Origin of the sequence: Actinotalea ferrariae CF5-4 (assembly GCF_000603945.1) — a bacterium.
In the GTDB taxonomy this organism is placed as follows: Bacteria; Actinomycetota; Actinomycetes; order Actinomycetales; family Cellulomonadaceae; genus Actinotalea; species Actinotalea ferrariae.
The window spans coordinates 1-16800 of record NZ_AXCW01000097.1 but is presented as its reverse complement, the minus strand read 5'-3'; the positions used below and the strand labels follow the sequence as shown (position 1 = coordinate 16800).

The following is a 16800-nucleotide window of genomic DNA, read 5'->3' as shown; positions in this document are numbered from 1 at the left end:
ACCACGCATAGATCCGAAGAGCCCCTTAACGGTCACCGGCCGATGGGACCCCGTCCCGCGCCCAGGTGGCGAGCGTCATCGTGAGGCCCTTGAGGTCCTGCGCCCTCGACGAGGGCGCGCGGCTGCCCGCGTGTGGGAAGTAACCGGTGGCCATCCAGCGGCGGTCGACAGGAAATCCCCACGATCCGACGAGATGACGGAGCAGGCGGCGGAAAGTTGCTTCGCCGCCCTCGTCCACCCGCGGGCTGAGTTCGTCGATCCCGTCGACAGCCACCATCCGGTAGGCACCAGCGAGACAGCGAAGGATCGTCGCAGAGGCGACAAGGCTGCGCGATCGGAGTGACGCTGCGCTCTCGGTGCCGGCCGCGACGTCAGCCAACCCCGGAACCTCGTCCAACAGCACGTCGAGGAATCGGAGAGTCACGTCCCTCACGTCGGCAGAGTCGAGGAGCGCCTCCCTCTTCTGGGTGGCTCGGGACTCGAACCCGATGGCGACGGCACGAACGATGTCGACCAGGGTCTTGGCAGAGAGCAGGTTCTCGCTCGCGCCCGCCATCCGGTCCTTCTCGAAGTCGACGATGCCTTCGACCAGGGAATGCTTCCCCGCAACCTCGGCGGCAACGCGGTTGACGAGATCGCGCTGGTCGAAGGAGGCTACCTGGGACTTGGTGATGCCCTTGGCGTTAGTGGCAATGTCCGAGAAGAACTGCCTGTGCTCCTCGATCCCCACGCCCTCGAAGATCTCCAGCGTCACGCACTCCGTGTTGAGTCGCTCCGACAGCCGACTCCATCGGTCGAGCGCCGCTTCGGCGCTACGTCTGGCTCCGAGATCACCCAACAGGTGCGCATTCTCGAGTGCCCGGCCGCTCGACCTGAGGCCTGCGGCGATTTGCTCGGCGGCGATGTGCCAGCCGAGGATCCGGTGCTGCCCGTCGAGGATCTCGAGAATTGTCTTGGAGTCCTCGGGGAACTGCAGCATGCCGCTCGAGACAGGCGACACCGATGTCTGGATCTCAAACCGGTCGCCGAGCCGCTCCTCCGTGTCGAGCAGGAGCGGGGGCGTCGCCCACCGCTCGTTGAGTTGCCAGTATTGGGCGAATCCCTCGGCGTGCGCGAGGTCGACCCGACGGTTGCCCGGGAACTTGTGCGCAGGGTCCGGCTCGGGCAGGAGCTCAGCAACGGCTCGAAGCGGAACCGCGACAACGAATACGGCGATCCCTCCCCTGCTGTACCGGTGAGCCGGGTAGGCATGCCCGTCGTCCTTCACGTCTCGCTCCCCTGGGTGGTCGGGTCTCCCACTGTCGTCGGCACTGCCGCAGCCGAGCTTGATGGAAGTTCACCCCCGATGTCGCGCACCGACATCAGCAACGCCGGCAAGCTCACGGCATGTACGGCTGGATCCTCTTCGACCCCGGTGCGCCGTCCGTTCCTGGCGACATCGCGGCGCTCACCACCGACCTCAAGTCGCTCATGGCCGTCGCCGCGGGCACCGAGACACCGGATGGCGGCCTGCATCGCACCGACCTTCTCGGCGCGCTCGCGCCGGCAGCCAGAGCTCACGGCTTGGGCGTGCCGGAGAGGGACACCTTCGCGGCCTCCGAGATCGACCTCGCCCGCGGCAGCAGCGGTGCCGCTGTGAGCGTGCAGACCGGCCGGGCGCGTTCGAACAATGCCGCCCTCTTGTCGGTCCTCGCCGCCGCGGCCATGCAGGACATCCGGTGGCTCGTCATCGTCGCGCCGGCCCGGTACAAGGGCACGCTGACAGCCCGACCGGTGGTGGACGACATCACACGCCTGTCCCGCAGTCGCGGTGTGAGGCTCGACCTCAGCGGCGTGCTCGTCCTCGCCTTCTGAACCGCACGCAGGTCAGCTCCGTGTCGGTGGACCGTGGCAGAGTGATCACGGACGAAGGGGGACGCTCATGCCCAGCCGCAACCGCCACCGGGAGGCACGTCGCCACCCCGAGGAGCGCTGTGTAAGCGTCGACCTTCCGCCGGGCGCCGCGACCAACGGCGGGACGTCGGCGACGGCCGGCCGCACTCCGGCCGGTGTGCGGCGCGTGCACGGATCGAGGGACGCCGAGTGGCTGGCGGGACATCTCCTGGACCCAGGTCGGTCCTGGCCGGTCGTCGTCGTGTCGATCCCCTCCTCTCGCACCGAGCCGCTGATCGACGTCGACGACCTTGCGCAGGCCGTGCGGGGCATCGCCGAGGTAGTGCTCCTGCCCACAGACGAGACGTCGTGGCGGCTCTCGGAACTGCTGCCCGCGATGACGCAGGTGTACGGCGGCGCAGGCCGGGTGTACCCGGTCGGCCTTGACTGGACTACAGACCCCTACGTCTCCCCGCTGCGGTTCTGCTTCGGTGAGCACGAGAACGCGCGTGCAACCGAGCGCCTGGTCAGCGATGCGCTCACCATGGGCGCGGACCACGCCCGCGGCCGCGCGGAGGCCGAGCCGTCACCGATTGTCGCGGGAGTCGTCGCGGCGCTCGTAGCGCCGTCGCGCGCCATGGTCTCCCTCGACGACGACGGAGTCGCCACCGTCTGGCAGGAGCTGACCGCACCGGGCGTGCCACTCGACCAGCTGCTCCGCCGGGGGATGAGGGTGCAGGGCCGGCTCGACCGGGAGACCCGACGCCTCGACGTGACAGCCGCACTGCGCGCGGGTGTGACCGCGGTCGCTCACTACGCAGCCGGCGACGTCGTCCTCGCGCGGGTCGAGCGGGTTCGTCCGGACATGGTCCACCTCGCGCTGCATCCGGACGTCGTGGTCCCCGTGCCGGCCGCCGGTGTGACAGGCAACCCCAAGGACCGTCTCACGGACCTCTTCACCAAGGGGGAGACCGTGGTCACACGGGTCGTCTCCGGCGAGGGAGGCCGGTTCAGGGTGCGGCTGGATGACCTCGTCGACGACGTGGAGCCGCTCACCGCACCGGCGCTGCTGCAAGGTGGACCGCCCTGGCTCGTGCCTCCGCCAGACCCGGAGGTGCCCGAGCCGGTCCTAGTCCCCAGCGTCAACGAGCAGCCGCCGACCCCGGCCATCGTCCAGACGACGACCGTCCTTATGCCTAGGCCGAGCTTGGCTGTACGAGACCTCAGCCTGACGCTCGACGCGGCCAAGGCCGAGCTGCACCGGGTCGAGGGCGCACTCGCCACCGCTGTCAACGCGCTGCGCCCGGCTGAGGCCGAGCGCGACGCGCTGCGGCGTCAACTCACCGACCTCGTCGCCGAGCAGCAGCGCCTGCGCGAGCAGGTGGAACGGCAGCGGACGCAGCTTCGCAAGCGCGCGACTAGTGCGGCGGCGCGCAAACGCCCCGAAGCAACCCCCGATGACGACGCACTGGCCTTCATCGACCCCGTCGACCAGCTCCGCCACGACATCTACCTGCGGTGGGTCGCTCGCATCCCGGCCGCAGACAAGTCCGAGCGGCCGATGCGGGAGTACACGGTAGGGCCTGAGTTCGTGACCTCACTCGACGCGGTGGAGGGAGTGACCCGCCAGAAGATCCTTGACGTGGTGGTGGAGGTTCTGACGGGCCTCGCCGAGCAGAGCGGCGGACGCGAGCTGCACCGGCTGCGGCGTGGGCAGGGAGGCGACGACTCGCCGATCATCCGCGTCGACGGCGCCGTCGCCTGGCGGGTCGCGATCCAGCGGAACACCCCCGCGGCACGGCGACTGCACTTCTGGCGGCTTGGAGACCACGTCGAGCTGTCCCGGGTCGTGCTGCACGACGACGTGGAGCCGTGATGGACCCCGCTATCACGTTCATCCTCGGGCTGATCGGCGGCATGCTCCTCATGCGCCTCCTCGCCCCCGGCGAGGAGCGGGTTCGACGCGACGCCGAACGAACGTCCCATTCCGCACCGAGCCCTCACCGACCGCCTACGACGCACTCTCCGCCTGGCACCTTGCGTCCCGCTGCACCCATTCCGGTCCGACCGTCCCCACCCCCTCCGGTCCGACCGTCCGCGCCGCCGACGGCGCGGACCGCCCCGCCCGAAGCGGGACGATCCCCGCGGACAGAAGCAGTGCCGAAAGCTGCGGCCACTCCGGCCTCACGCATCGTCACTCGAACTGGCTCGAGCACGGGCAGCCGGTTGTACGACGCGTTCGCTCACGAAGGCGAACGGACGTGGACGGACGCGGAGACCCGAGAGCTGCTCCGCCGCTACCTGGCGGAGGAGCGCATTGCGCAGATCGCGATCGGCATGTCCGTCGACGCAAAGGACGTAGCAGCGCGCCTGACACGGCTTCTCCTCGGCGCCTCCGGTCCCATCGCGAACGAGCACGACGCCCCTCGCTCCGGGCACGGCTACACCGAAGACGACCGAGCTCGAATAGCCGCTGCATGTCGGGCGGGTCGACCGATCAAAGAGATCGCTGCTGAGCACGGGCGGACCCAGCTCGCGGTGGGCTGGCAGCTGCTGGACGGGCACGTTCCGACGGTTCCGGCGCATCTTCGGCCCTGAGCCCGAGGCCATCTGCCGGGATCAGGCTGACCCTCACCCGCACCGTGGCGGACCCTGATCCCAGCGACCCCGATGACTTCGGGACCCGAGGCCGGTCTGCAGTCGGTAAGCCGTCAGCCAGCCGAGGAGAGAGGACCGCCCGTGACCTCCCCCGTCACCGACCCCACCGCCCCGCCGACGGCGATGCGCACCTTCTTCCACATCCTCGGCAACACCGCCGTCGCGAACGTCACGACCAGCTACCTGTGGTGGGCGCTGACCTTCTGGGCCTACCTCGAGACCCGCAGCGTGCTGGTGACCGGGCTCATCGGCGGCGCGTACATGCTGTTCATCTCGTTCAGCAGCATCTTCTTCGGCACCGTCGTCGACCATCACCGCAAGCTCGCCGTCATGCGGCTGTCGAGCCTGCTCACGCTGGTCGCGTTCGCCGTCGCGGGCGCGATGTTCCTGCTCCTGCCCGAGCGGATGCTCCTCGCGCTGAACGGGCCCTGGTTCTGGCTGTTCGCCGTGGTCATCCTCGCCGGCGCCGTCGTGGAGCACATGCGCAACATCGCGCTGTCGACGACCGTGACGATCCTCGTGCCCGACGAGCGCCGCGCCAACGCCAACGGCCTGGTCGGCACCGTCCAGGGCGTCGCGTTCATCGTGACCAGCGTGCTCAGCGGCCTGTCCATCGGGCTGCTCGGCATGGGCTGGACCCTCGCCATCGCCCTCGCGCTGACCGCGGCAACCCTCGTCCACCTGCTCACGGTCCGGTTCCCGGAGGACCGCGTCGCCGCCGCACCGGCCGCGAACGCCCGCGCCGCCATCGACCTGCGCGGGTCGATCGCCGTCATCCGCGCCGCCCACGGCCTGTTCGCGCTCATCATCTTCGCGACGTTCAACAACCTCATCGGCGGCGTCTACATGGCGCTCATGGACCCGTACGGGCTGGAGATGTTCTCCGTCGAGATGTGGGGCCTCGTCTTCGCGTTCGCCTCGACCGGGTTCATCGTCGGCGGCGCCGCCATCGCCCGGTTCGGCCTGGGCAGCAACCCGATGCGGACGATGCTCCTCGCCGTCGCCGCCATGGGGTTCCTCGGCGCGGTGTTCACCATCCGCGAGTGGGCCGCGCTCTACGTCGTCGGGATCTTCCTCTACCTCTGCCTCGTGCCCGCCTGCGAGGCGGCCGAGCAGACCGTCATCCAGCGCGTCGTCCCGCTCGAGCGCCAGGGCCGCGTCTTCGGGTTCGCCATGGCGTTCGAGACCGCGGCCGCCCCGATCACCGCGTTCCTCATCGCCCCGATCGCCGAGCTGTGGATCATCCCCTACGCCCGCTCCGACGCCGGCAGCGAGGCACTGCGCCCCCTGCTCGGCGTCGGCGAGACCCGCGGCATCGCCCTGGTGTTCCTCATCGCCGGCGTGATCATGCTGTTCGCAGCGCTGCTCGCGCTGCGCACCCCCGTCTACCGCTCGCTGTCCCGCACGTACCGGGAGGCGGCGCCCAGCGTCGTCGACGGCGAGGAGCCCGATGTGCCCCAGCCGGCACAACCCACGATCCGCGCCGCTGCGGTCGGCGAGACGACGCCGAGCGCCACCGACCGGCCCTGACCCCTCGGAGCCGCAGCTCCCCCCGGGTCAGACCCACCCGACCGCCCCGAGCAACACCCACCCCGCAGCGACGAGACGCCGCCTGATCCCGGGACGTTCGTCTCTTCCGACCATCACCGCCCGGCGGAGCCTGGAGGTGGAGGTGAGGGCGATGTCCATCCACATCCCCGACCGACACAGCCGCTTCGGCCCTCCGCTGGGTCCGGTCCCTCCTCTGGCGCCGCCCGGCGGCGTACTGGGTTCACCTCCCCACGAGTCGCTCGGCGGGCCGCCCCCGGAGTGGACGCAGGGCCCGCCGCCCGGATGGCACGCCACGCCCGAGCAGCCGCACGGCCGGCCACCCCGACGCCGTCGTCGGCTGGTCCTCGGGCTGGCGGTGCTGGGCGTCGTCGTGGTGGCACTCGTCGCGGGCCTCGCCGCGCTCCTGGGCCGCAGCGGCATCATCGTCAACACCGACCCCGAGGGCGACGACCAGCACTTCCTGGAGGAGTTCGGCGACACCGGCGTCCCCTTCGAGCTGTTCGACGACGGCAAGGGCAGCGCCACCGTCCATGGCGGCGTGCTCATCCTCGAGAGCTCGATCGGCGACATGCTCGACTACTGGATCGTCGGCCCGATGGACTCGGCGCGCATCCAGGTGGACGTCGCCGCAGGCCCCGGGTCCTACGGTGGCACGGCCATCGGCGGGCCGTACGGCGCCGGCGACTCCGGCTGGTACGTCACGGCGCAGATCACCGACTCCGGGCAGCTGTACCTCTACGAGGGAGGGGGCACGTCGGTCGAGAAGACCGACGGCGTCGCGGCCGATCCGGGCGTCAAGGTCTCCCTGGAGATGACGCACTCCGAGGACGGCACGGAGCAGACCTTCACCGCCGTCCTCATGGAACCCCTCGGATCGGGCGTCTGGGTCAGCGTCGACGAGAGCGAGCTGTCCCTCACGCTGCCGGCGCGGGAGGCGTCCGCCGTCTTCGTGAGTGTCGGACCGATGGAGGGCCCCGCCGCCGACGGGACGTTCGAGCTCGCGCGCGCCGCCTTCGACAACTTCGACCTCTCCTACGACCCCGCCGGCTGAGGCCACGGCGGTACGACGACGGCGGTCCGGGCGCCCGGGCCGCCGTCGTCGTCGCCTCAGCCCATCCCGCCCCCGTCGTCCGGCGGCACGACCCCGCCGCGCTGCCAGAAGAAGTACCGGCTGTCGGTGCTCCACAGCCCGTGCTCGGTGACCTCACCCGGCTCGTCACCCAGCGCCAGCCCGCCGACCGTCCCCGTCGCGCCGAGCCCGGACCACGTCCGGCCCTGCTGGTGGACCTGGACCTTGGCGGTCGGCGACAGGTCGCTGTGGTGCACCCGGCTCCGCAGGGGCGTGCCGTCGCTGGTCCAGCGCGCGTCCACGGTGAGGTACTGCTCGGGAGCCTCCATCCGCAGGTCGAAGAGGACGACGTCGCCGCTCAGGTGCGCGGTCCCCGCTCGGACGTCGACGTCCAGCGTCGCGCCCGCGGTGGCGATCTCGTACTCGGTCAGAAGCACGCAGCCCTCGCCCCCGGGCAGCTGCCCCGGCTCGCAGTCCCAGTCCGCGAGGTACCCGAAGACGTCCGTGGTGCCGTACGCCTTGTCGATGAGCATCCCGCCGGTGTGGACGGTGCCGGGGCGCCCGGCGGCGTCGTCGTGGTCCTCCTCCACCCAGGAGAAGGTCGCCCGCTGCTCGAGGACCATGAACTGGTCGACCTGGGGCCGCTCGCCGGCCACGGCCGGGGCGGCGGCACCCAGCAGGAGGGCTGCGCCGCCCGTGGCGGCGATGAGGGATGAGGTGCGCACGGGCGGACTCCTTCGTCGGGTGGGCGGTGGCGTTTCCTGAACACCATGTGTCCGCCTTTGCCCTGTTCTTGCGGCCGCGGCCACGGCACCCGCGCGCGGGTCTCGCTCGACCTCACCGGCACCGGTATCCCTCGGCGCTCCCGATGCGTCCATGGGGTGTCACTCTCACCACAGGAGGCACCGTCATGAAGCAGAACCTCAGCTCCACGGACCGGGCGGTCCGTGCGTTCCTCGTCGCGCCTGCCCTCGTCGTCGTCGGCGTGCTCGTCGGCCCCGCCGCGGCGCTGTCCTGGGTGGCCTACGCGCTGGCCGCCATCATGGTCCTCAGCAGCGCGGTGGGCTGGTGCCCGCTCTACGCGCTCGTCGGGGTGAGCACCTGCCCGCGCGTCGCGGACCGCGTCGACGCTCGAGTCTCCGCACCGTGACCGGCCGGGCCCTGCCGTCCGCGGGGCCGGCGGCCTACCGTCCTGTCATGGCCCTCGACATCGCCGCACTGGCGGGCGAGGTCCCCGGCCTCCTCCGGTACGCCCGCACCCTCGCCGGGCCGGACGAGGCCGAGGACCTCGTGCAGGAGACCGTGGCGCGCGCCCTCGCCCGCGCCGACACGTTCCGCGGGGACTCCGCGGTGGCGACCTGGCTGCACCGGATCCTCCACAACCTCGCCGTCGACAGCTCCCGGCGCCGCAGGGAGGTGGCCGGGGGCGACCTGCTGGAGGAGGCCGAGGACGACAGCCGGTTCGCCACCACCTGGGCGCAGGGGTCGTGGACGGTGGACAGCCACCGGGTCGTCGAGCGCGCCGAGACGGCCGAGGAGCTCCGGGACGCCCTCGCGCGACTGCCGTTCATCTACCGGTCCGCGGTCGTCCTGCACGACGCCGAGGGCATGACGGCCCCGGAGGTGGCGCAGGTGCAGCGGATCGGACTCGCCGCAGCGAAGCAGCGCATCCGCCGCGGCCGGATGCTGCTTGTCACGGCCCTGGCCGGCGGGGTGGAACGCCGTCAGGCGCTCCAGGGCGTGCCGGGCAGGTGCTGGGACGCGCGCGTCCTCGTCAGCGACTACCTCGACGGCCAGCTGGTGCAGCGGGACCGCAGGGTGGTGGAGCAGCACCTCGCCATCTGTCCCACGTGCCCGCCGCTGTACGCGGGGCTGGTCAGCGCGACCGCGGCGCTCGGGCGGATGCGGGACCCGGACACCGTGGTCCCGCCGACCCTGGCGGAGCGGATCGCCGCTCTCACGTCGGCGGCGGACTGACCGCACGGCCCACCGCAGCGGCTGACGCCGCAAGCAACCGGCCGCGGCCGACACAAGCACGGTGTCCGGCCCTCCCGGGCGGCGTACCGAACGGGAGGGGCCGGACCCCAACGCCACCGCCGCGGTCCGGGACCAGCGCCTCAGCCGACGTCGCGCCGCCGGAACACCAGCGCCGTCACCCCGAGCACCACCGCCACGGCGACCACCAGCACCAGCGAGCTCTGCAGCAGCGACACCGGCACCTCGGTCCCCATGCACTCCGTCCCGCGCTCGGTCACCGTGCACTCGTTGACCCAGTACGACGTCCCGCCCTCGATCCAGCCGGTCATCGTCGTGCGCAGCAGGAACGGCTGCAGCCGCGTGACGAGGCTGCCGAGGATCGCCTCGACCACCACCGCGTACCCGAGCACCACGCCCAGCGCAACGCCCGTGTGCCGCAGCAGCACGCCCAGCGCCGCCCCCACCCCCGCGACGACCCCGCCGAGCAGCACGATCCGCAGCACCGTCCACGCGACGTCGGTCCACACCTCGCCGGTCAGATCCCCGAGGGCGTCGTTCGCGGCGTGCACACCGACCAGCCCGGCGACGAGCACGAGCACCAGCAGCAGCGTCAGCGGTAGCCCGACCAGCACCGCCGCTCCGACCTTGGAGAACAGGACCCGCATCCGCTGCGGCACGAACGTCAGCCACGTCGACATCGAGCCGGAGCTCATCTCCGCCGCCGTCGACGTCACGCCGATCGCGAAGACCAGCAGCACCAGCAGCGTCGCCGTCGACGACAACAGCGGCACGAACGTCTGCGCCAGCTCGTTGGCCTGCGGGAAGAACCACTCCTCCTGCGGCGGGCCCATCTGCTCGCAGCCGAAGTCGACCGGCCCGCCCGTCAGCTCGGACTCGCGCTCCTGCTGCTCGAGGCAGTCCGCGACCATCTGCTCGCCGTTCGCCTCCCAGTCCTCCAGCGCGAACGCGTACTGCCGCTCCGCGTCCTCGATCTGCGCGTCCGTCAGCGGCCGCGCGCTCTGCCAAGTCCCGGCCAGCACGAGCGCGATCGCCCCGAGACCGGCGAGCACCACCAGCAGCACGAGCCGGCGCGCCCGGATCCGCCGCACCTCCACCGCCAGGAGCCTCACCGCGCACCCCCCGCAGCCGCCGACGACGGCGCCGCGGCACCCCCGGGTGGAGCGTCGCCGTCGGGCGGTGGCGCCCCGAGCGACGTCCCCTGCGTCAGCTCGAGGAACACGCCCTCCAGGCCCGCGCGGACCGGCGTGAGCTCGTGCACCCACAGGTTCTGCTGCGCGAGCAGCCACGTGATGCGGCCCGGCTCGCGCTCGCCCTCGACGAGCAGCCGGTCGCCGTCGGGCCGGACCGTGAGCCCCGCCGCGGCAAGCACCTGCGCGGCGCGCGCCGGGTCCGGCACCCCGACGCGGACGGCCCCGCCCCGGTCCCCGATGACCTCCGCGACCGTGCCCGTCGCGAGCAGCCGCCCGCGGCCGACGATCGACACCGTGTCCGCGACCTGCTCCACCTCGGCGAGGATGTGGCTGCTCACCAGGACCGTCCGCCCCTCGTCCGCGAGCCGGCGCATCGTCGTGCGGATCTCGTGGATGCCGGCGGGGTCCAGGCCGTTGGTCGGCTCGTCGAAGATGAGCAGGTCCGGCCGCTTGAGCAGCGTCGCGGCGATCGCCAGCCGCTGCTTCATGCCGAGGGAGTAGGCGGAGAACGCGTCGTCGGCGCGCTCGCGCAGGGCGGTGGCCTCGAGGACCTCGTCGACGCGGCCCGTCGGGGCGTCGATCGCGTCGGCCAGGAGCGTGAGGCTGCGCCGGCCGGAGAAGCTCGGCAGGAACTTCGGCGACTCGACGATCGCACCCACCCGCCCGACCACCTCCGGCAGCGCCTCGGGCACGTGGTGGCCGAAGATCCGGATGCGCCCCGCGTCCGCGCGCACCAGCCCGAGCAGCATGCGGATCGTCGTCGTCTTGCCCGAGCCGTTGGGCCCCAGGAACCCGTGGACGCCGCCGACCGGGACCCGCAGCGACAGGCTGTCGACGGCGACGCGGGTGCCGCGGGCCGTGCGGTACGTCTTGCGCAGGTCCTTGGTGACGACGGCGTACTCGTCGGCGACGGTCACGACTCCCCCTTGTCCGAGCCCGCTGCGTCACCGGCGACGCGGGGCGCGCCCAGTGTGGCAGCGGTGACGGGGAAGCTGGCCCCGGCCGCCGGTCGCGGGTGACCGGCACACACCCCTGTGGCCGGCCGGACGGGGCCGTCACCCGGGTTCTGCGATGACCCCCAGCACACTCTCCAGCGCGAACATCCGCGTCTCCTCCCGCAGGTGGCACCACCCGACGAGGTAGCCGTAGCGCACCTCCAGCTGGGAGACGACCCGCACCGACACCCCGCCGGAACGGGACCGGTACCGGATCCGCACGGGCAGCCGGTGCACGATCGCGTGCGCCAGCTGGTCGATCTCCGTGCCGCTGAGCCGCCGGGCCTGCCGCGCCAGCTCGGCCGCGAGGCGCGCCGACGCGTCCTGGTGGGGTGGCGCCTCGCCGCGCAGCAGGCGCGCCACGACGTCGGCGGCCGACTCGCGGCGCGATGCCGGACCCGGGCCGGGCTCGTCGCCGTCGTCCACCGCCATCTCGGCCGCCCACCTCGCGAGCACGGCGTCCGGGTCCACGTCGGGGTCCGAGCCGCCGTCGGCGTCCGCCTCGCCCTGGGTCGCCACGTCGCCGTCGGTCCCCCCGTCGTCGGACACCCCGCCGTCCGCGGCCTCGCCCTCCTGCGCGAGGGCCAGACGACGCACCGCGACCACCGGCGCGCCGTCGGCGGCGGCCTCGACCGGGAGGTAGCCGGCGTCCCGCAGGCCGGCGAGCACCGCGTCCACGGGAGCCGAGGCCACCAGGACCGTCGGGGCGACCGCGTGCAGGCCGAGCCGCCGCAGGGACCGGTGCGCCGCGATCTCCGCGACCAGCGCCGGGTCCTCCCCCACCACGACCGCCGCGGAAGGGCGCACCTGCACGTGCCCGTGTCGCCGGCCGACGTCGCGGACGAGGTACTCCAGCGACTGCGGCAGCGCCCCGCCGCCGACCCGGCGCAGCGCGGCGAGCACGTCGTCCTGGGCGTACCCCGCGTCCAGCGCACCGCGCACGCTCGCGGGCGTCAGCCGCCACGTCGACGCCTGACCGCGCGCCTCCCGCTCCGCGACCGCGTCCAGCAGGTCGACGACCTCCGCCGCCGGGGTGCCCATGACCACGACGGTGAGGTCCGAGCCGACGACGGCGCGGGTCTGGACGTCCGGCACCATCCCGGCCAGGGCGTCGGCCAGGGCGTCGACCGTGCCGCCGGTGAAGAGCCGGTCACCGATCGCCGTCAACCGACCGAGGGCGACGAGGCCGAGCCGCTCCGCCTCCGTGAGCGTCCTCCGGACGAGGTCCCCGTCCGCCGCACCGAGCACGACCGGGAGCTGCCACGCCACCGTCGCCTCGACCGCGTCGGCCGTGGTGACACCGACCTCGTCGGGCAGGTCCCGCAACAGCCCCAGCACCGCGGCGCGGGCCGCGACGGCGGTGTCGCCGGTGTCGTAGCGCGCCAGCGCCGGCTGCGACGAACCGTCCGCGCCGCGGTCCTGGGTCGGTGCGTAGTGCATGCCGGCCCAGGACTGGACGAGCTCCGCCGCACGACGGGCCGGGGCCGATGCCCGCCACGCCCCGAACGCGTCGCTGACGCCGAGCCGGCCGGGCGCCACCGCGTCCAGGAGGTTCAGGTGCACCGCCAGCTCGAGGGCGAACCGCACGTCCGACGGCGGCGCCCCGACCACCTTCGCCACCCGCGCGATCTCCCGCGCACCGACGCCCCCCGCCTTGAGCGCCGTGGCCGGCGTGCGGGCCAGGTGCTCCAGCGTCGCCATCACCGTGCCGAGGAGCTCCGTGACGGCGCCGGACGCCGCAGCGGCGATCTGGGCGGGCGCCACGGGCGTCGTCGGCAGGGGCGGCGGGACCGGGTCGAACGGCGCGCGGAGGGTCGGGGCGACCAGCGCGAGGAGCACCTCGCTCGGGACCTGGGCGTACAGCGGTTCGTACCGGGGCCCGTACGCGAGCCCGTTCTCCACCGCCCACGCGGACGCGACGCGGTGCCGCCCGAACGCCGCCTGGTCGCGCAGGTACCAGGGCACGTCGTCGTCGGGCACGTCGTCGTCGGGCACGGCGTCGGGCACGGCGACGACGACGCCGCCCCACCGGTGCGGCCACCGGGCTGCGGCATCGCCGGCCTGCTGCAGCAGCACGTCCGTCACCTGCGGCGGCGCCTCACCCACCAGGCGCCGGACGGCGGACGGGTCCCCCAGCACGCCCAGCACGGCGTCGACGAGCTCGGCCTTGCGCTTGGGCACGTCCAGGCCCCACCGCCGAGTGATCTTCTGCAGCTCCGCGGCCGGCACCTCGGCGACGAGGAGGGCGCCCGGCCGCCCGAGGCCCAGCGGGGTGCCGAGCACAGCCAGGACCCCCGGGTTGAGGCGGAGGCGTCCGGTGCCGTCCGGCCAGGCGAGGGCGCAGTCCACCAGGTGCCCCACCACGCCGTCGACGGCCTCGCCGTGCTCCTGCGGGTCCCGTCCGCCGGGCTGGAGCACCGCGGCTGCGCGGTCGGACGACGCCCCGGCGCCCAGCGCCTGCAGCACCTCCAGGGCCTGCACCGCCGGCACGGGGAGCTCGCGGACGACGGAGGCGACCGAGGCGGGGTGGGCGAGGCGCTCGGCGAGGTCGGGCAGGTCCCGGACCGGCGCCCCGAGCAGCACGTCGTGGCGCAGGACCGTGACCCGGTGCAGCGCGTCGGCGTCGAGGGTGGTGAGCCACTGCGCGAGGTCGGTCAGCACCGGACCATCCTGCCGGTGCTGAGGGCCCGGGCGAAGGTGCGTGCCCGCCGCCTGTGGGCGAACCGCGGCAATGTGGTCTGCGTCACATCGCGGACGTCTCGTCAACGCCTCCACCGTGCCGCGCGGCCTCCGGCCCTCCGAGCCGATCAAGTGATGACCAGCACGGACGGCCAAGGCGTCCGAAACGTCCCCCAGGTTCCACGGTGAGACCGGTCTCAGCCCCACGACCAGCGCCGATGGTCGGCGCGAATCCCGTCGCCGAGATCCCCTCACTTCACCCGGGTGAAAACCGAACAGCGCCCCATGAGCACCACCCGCGCCACCCCGCCACCACCCGCCACCGCACGGCAGCGTCGCCGTCACCGCCGCATCGTCGCGGCCCTCTCCACCGCGGCCATCGCCCTGACCGGCATGGTCAGCGCCGCCACCGCCACCGCGAACACCCAGACCGTCGGCTCGGGCTCGTACACCACGAGCCCCGTCGGACCCGCCCCCGAGGGCTGCGCCGCCCTCGCGACGAACGCCCGCGCCTACCTCACCGACACCGCCCCCAAGGGCCCGGTCCCCACCAACGACTGGTGGTCCTCCCTCGTCTTCAAGAAGTGGAACTGCGGCACCAGCGAGCCGCTGCACGCCCACCCCGCCTCCTTCCAGCCGCTCACCACGGGCCTGGGCATCGGCAACGTCCAGACCCCGACGTCGTACGGCACCACCGGCGCCATCGGCGAGTTCCACTACCCGTACTCCGAGGACGTCGTCGTCGGCGTCGCCGGCCTGACCTCCCCGGTCGTGCGCGTCGCGGACTGGTCGGACTGGACCGTCTCCCCGCACTGGACCGACGGCACCCGCACCCTGACCGCGACCATCGGCCACGGCCTGCCCTTCAGCTACTACGCCGTCAGCGGCGGCGACGCGGTCCTCACCGCGAAGGCCGACCTGCGCATCTGGTGGCAGGACGGCGCCCGCATCGGCTTCACGTCCGGCGGCAGCGACTACGTCGCGTTCGCCCCGACCGGCGCCGCCTGGACCCAGTCCGGCACGACCCTGACCAGCACGCTCGCCGGCAAGGGCTACCTCTCCGTCGCCGTGCTGCCGACGACGCCCTCGGACACGGACGCCACGCGCCGCGCCCAGGCGTCGTCGTACGCCCCGTACGCCCACGCCCACGTCACCGGCACACGCGCGGACTACACGTACGACGAGGCGACCTCGAAGGTCCGGACCACCTACACGGCGCAGACGACGGCGCGCGAGGGCACGGTCCGCGGGACGGTCCTGTCCCTGTACCCGCACCAGAACGCCTACCTCACCGGCGCCACCGGCGACGGCCCGAGCGCCGGCGCGAAGTCCGCCCGCACCTACGCCTCGCCGCGCGGGGCCATGGCCACGCTGGTCGGCGCGACGTCGTTCACCACGACCACCCCGTTCACGGGCGTCCTGCCGGAGCTGCCCGCCGTCGCGACCAGCACCGGTGACGCGAAGACGCGTCTGGACGCCCTCCTCGCCGAGGTCGCCGCCGACCCGATGGCGACGGTCTCCACGGACACCTACTGGACCGGCAAGGCGCTCAACCGCGCCGCGCGCATCGCCGACATCGCCGACCAGGTCGGCCGCACCGACGTCCGCGACAAGGCCCTGGCGCAGATCAAGGCCACGCTGACCAACTGGTTCACCGCCACCCCCGGCGAGACCGGTCAGCTCTTCTCGTACAACGCCAACTGGGGCACGCTCGTCGGCTTCCCGGCGTCGTACGGGTCGGACAAGGAGCTCAACGACCACCACTTCCACTACGGCTACTACGTCGCCGCGGCCGCGACCCTCGCGCGCTTCGACCCGACGTGGGCGCAGCAGTACGGCGGCATGGTCGACGAGCTCATCGCCGACGCCAACGGCTACGACCGCACCGAGACCCGCTACCCCTACCTGCGCGGGTTCGACATCTACGCCGGGCACGACTGGGCGTCCGGGCACGGCTCGTTCGTCAACGGCAACAACCAGGAGTCCAGCTCCGAGGGCCAGCACTTCGCCTCGGGCCTCATCCAGTGGGGCATCGCGACCGGTGACACCGCCGCGCGCGACGCCGGCATCTACCTGCACGCCACCCAGGCCGCCGCGATCCAGCAGTACTGGTTCAACGAGGCCGGCGCGATGCCGACCACCTACGGCCACCAGACCGTCGGCATGATCTGGGGCTCCGGCGGCGCCTACGCCACCTGGTTCTCCGGTGAGCCGGAGATGATCCAGGGCATCAACATGATGCCGATCACCGCCGGGCACCTGTACCTGGGCCTGCGCCCGGACAACGTCCTCACCAACTACGCGAACATGCAGAAGCTCAAGCCGGGTGCGCCCACGGTGTGGAAGGACGTCCACTGGTCCTACCTCGCGCTCGCCGACGCCCCCAAGGCGCTGGCCGCGCTGAACGCCGACCCCGCCTACGCGGTCGAGGAGGGCGAGTCCCGCCCGCACACGTTCCACTGGATCGCGAACCTCGCGGCCCTGGGGCGCCTCGACGCGACGGTGACGGCGAACGCGCCGTCGGCCGCGGTGTTCGTCAAGGACGGCAAGCGGACGTACGTCGCGTCCAACCTGCGCAGCACCCCGCTGACCGTCACCTTCTCCGACGGGACGCGCCTGGACGTGGCCCCCGGCAAGACGGCGACGACGGGTGCGATCACGTGGTCCGGTGGCAACGCGACGGGCGGGACGGGCACGACGCCGACCCCCACCCCGACGCCGACCCCCACGCCTACGCCGACGCCGACGCCGACGCCCACCCCGACGCCTACGCCGACGCCGACGCCGA

Annotated in this window: 13 protein-coding genes; 8 read left to right on the top strand and 5 right to left on the bottom strand. The window is 72.9% G+C overall.

The genetic code is table 11. The annotated features are described in order from the left end of the window. Positions 1–25: 25 nt before the first annotated feature. Positions 26–1267 (bottom strand): DNA sulfur modification protein DndB, encoded by a 1242-nt coding sequence (locus tag N866_RS19890; RefSeq protein WP_052022859.1) that lies wholly within the window; start codon positions 1265–1267, stop codon positions 26–28. Positions 1268–1386: 119 nt separating this feature from the next. Here N866_RS19890 and N866_RS10335 point away from each other — a divergent pair, with 119 nt between their 5' ends. The 5 genes from N866_RS10335 (at position 1387) to N866_RS10315 (ending at position 7132) form a co-directional block, all read left to right on the top strand. Continuing rightward, complete coding sequence (locus N866_RS10335) at positions 1387–1854, top strand: hypothetical protein (RefSeq protein ID WP_034226080.1); 468 nt, start codon at positions 1387–1389, stop codon at positions 1852–1854. A 67-nt stretch (positions 1855–1921) separates the two neighbouring features. Beyond that, entirely contained in the window at positions 1922–3748 is a 1827-nt protein-coding gene (locus N866_RS10330; protein WP_155855295.1) for a coiled-coil domain-containing protein, read from the top strand. A gap of 350 nt (positions 3749–4098) precedes the next feature. After that, a complete protein-coding gene (locus N866_RS10325) occupies positions 4099–4470 on the top strand; it encodes a hypothetical protein (protein ID WP_155855294.1) in 372 nt (123 codons plus the stop codon). 183 nt (positions 4471–4653) lie between these two features. After that, positions 4654–6060 (top strand): MFS transporter, encoded by a 1407-nt coding sequence (locus N866_RS10320; protein WP_081802544.1) that lies wholly within the window; start codon positions 4654–4656, stop codon positions 6058–6060. A gap of 151 nt (positions 6061–6211) precedes the next feature. Then, the gene (locus tag N866_RS10315) at positions 6212–7132 is read left to right on the top strand and encodes a hypothetical protein (protein WP_155855293.1); all 921 of its coding nucleotides are present in this window, start codon (positions 6212–6214) and stop codon (positions 7130–7132) included. A 56-nt stretch (positions 7133–7188) separates the two neighbouring features. Here the strand turns inward: N866_RS10315 and N866_RS10310 are convergent, their stop codons facing one another. Beyond that, positions 7189–7875, bottom strand: coding sequence for a hypothetical protein (locus N866_RS10310; RefSeq protein ID WP_034226073.1), 687 nt, complete (start codon positions 7873–7875; stop codon positions 7189–7191). 185 nt (positions 7876–8060) lie between these two features. On the opposite strand from N866_RS10310, the gene N866_RS10305 reads away from it, so the two are divergent. After that, complete coding sequence (locus tag N866_RS10305) at positions 8061–8300, top strand: YgaP family membrane protein (protein WP_052022857.1); 240 nt, start codon at positions 8061–8063, stop codon at positions 8298–8300. Between the two features lie 47 nt (positions 8301–8347). Next, positions 8348–9127, top strand: a complete 780-nt coding sequence (locus N866_RS19885) for a sigma-70 family RNA polymerase sigma factor (protein ID WP_155855292.1) — start codon at positions 8348–8350, stop codon at positions 9125–9127. A gap of 140 nt (positions 9128–9267) precedes the next feature. Here N866_RS19885 and N866_RS19880 read toward each other — a convergent pair whose 3' ends face one another. The 3 genes from N866_RS19880 to N866_RS10285 form a co-directional block, all read right to left on the bottom strand. Continuing rightward, positions 9268–10257, bottom strand: coding sequence for an ABC transporter permease subunit (locus tag N866_RS19880; RefSeq protein WP_052022854.1), 990 nt, complete (start codon positions 10255–10257; stop codon positions 9268–9270). Further along, complete coding sequence (locus N866_RS10290) at positions 10254–11255, bottom strand: ABC transporter ATP-binding protein (RefSeq protein WP_034226066.1); 1002 nt, start codon at positions 11253–11255, stop codon at positions 10254–10256. Before N866_RS10290 ends, N866_RS19880 begins: the two co-directional genes overlap by 4 nt. A gap of 138 nt (positions 11256–11393) precedes the next feature. Next, positions 11394–13994 carry a helicase C-terminal domain-containing protein gene (locus N866_RS10285; protein WP_034226063.1) on the bottom strand — a complete coding sequence of 867 codons (2601 nt, stop codon included), beginning with the start codon at positions 13992–13994 and terminating at the stop codon, positions 11394–11396. Between the two features lie 303 nt (positions 13995–14297). Here N866_RS10285 and N866_RS22115 point away from each other — a divergent pair. Beyond that, positions 14298–16800, top strand: a 2503-nt coding sequence (locus N866_RS22115) for a glycosyl hydrolase (protein ID WP_034226060.1), incomplete at its 3' end; no start/stop codon positions are given.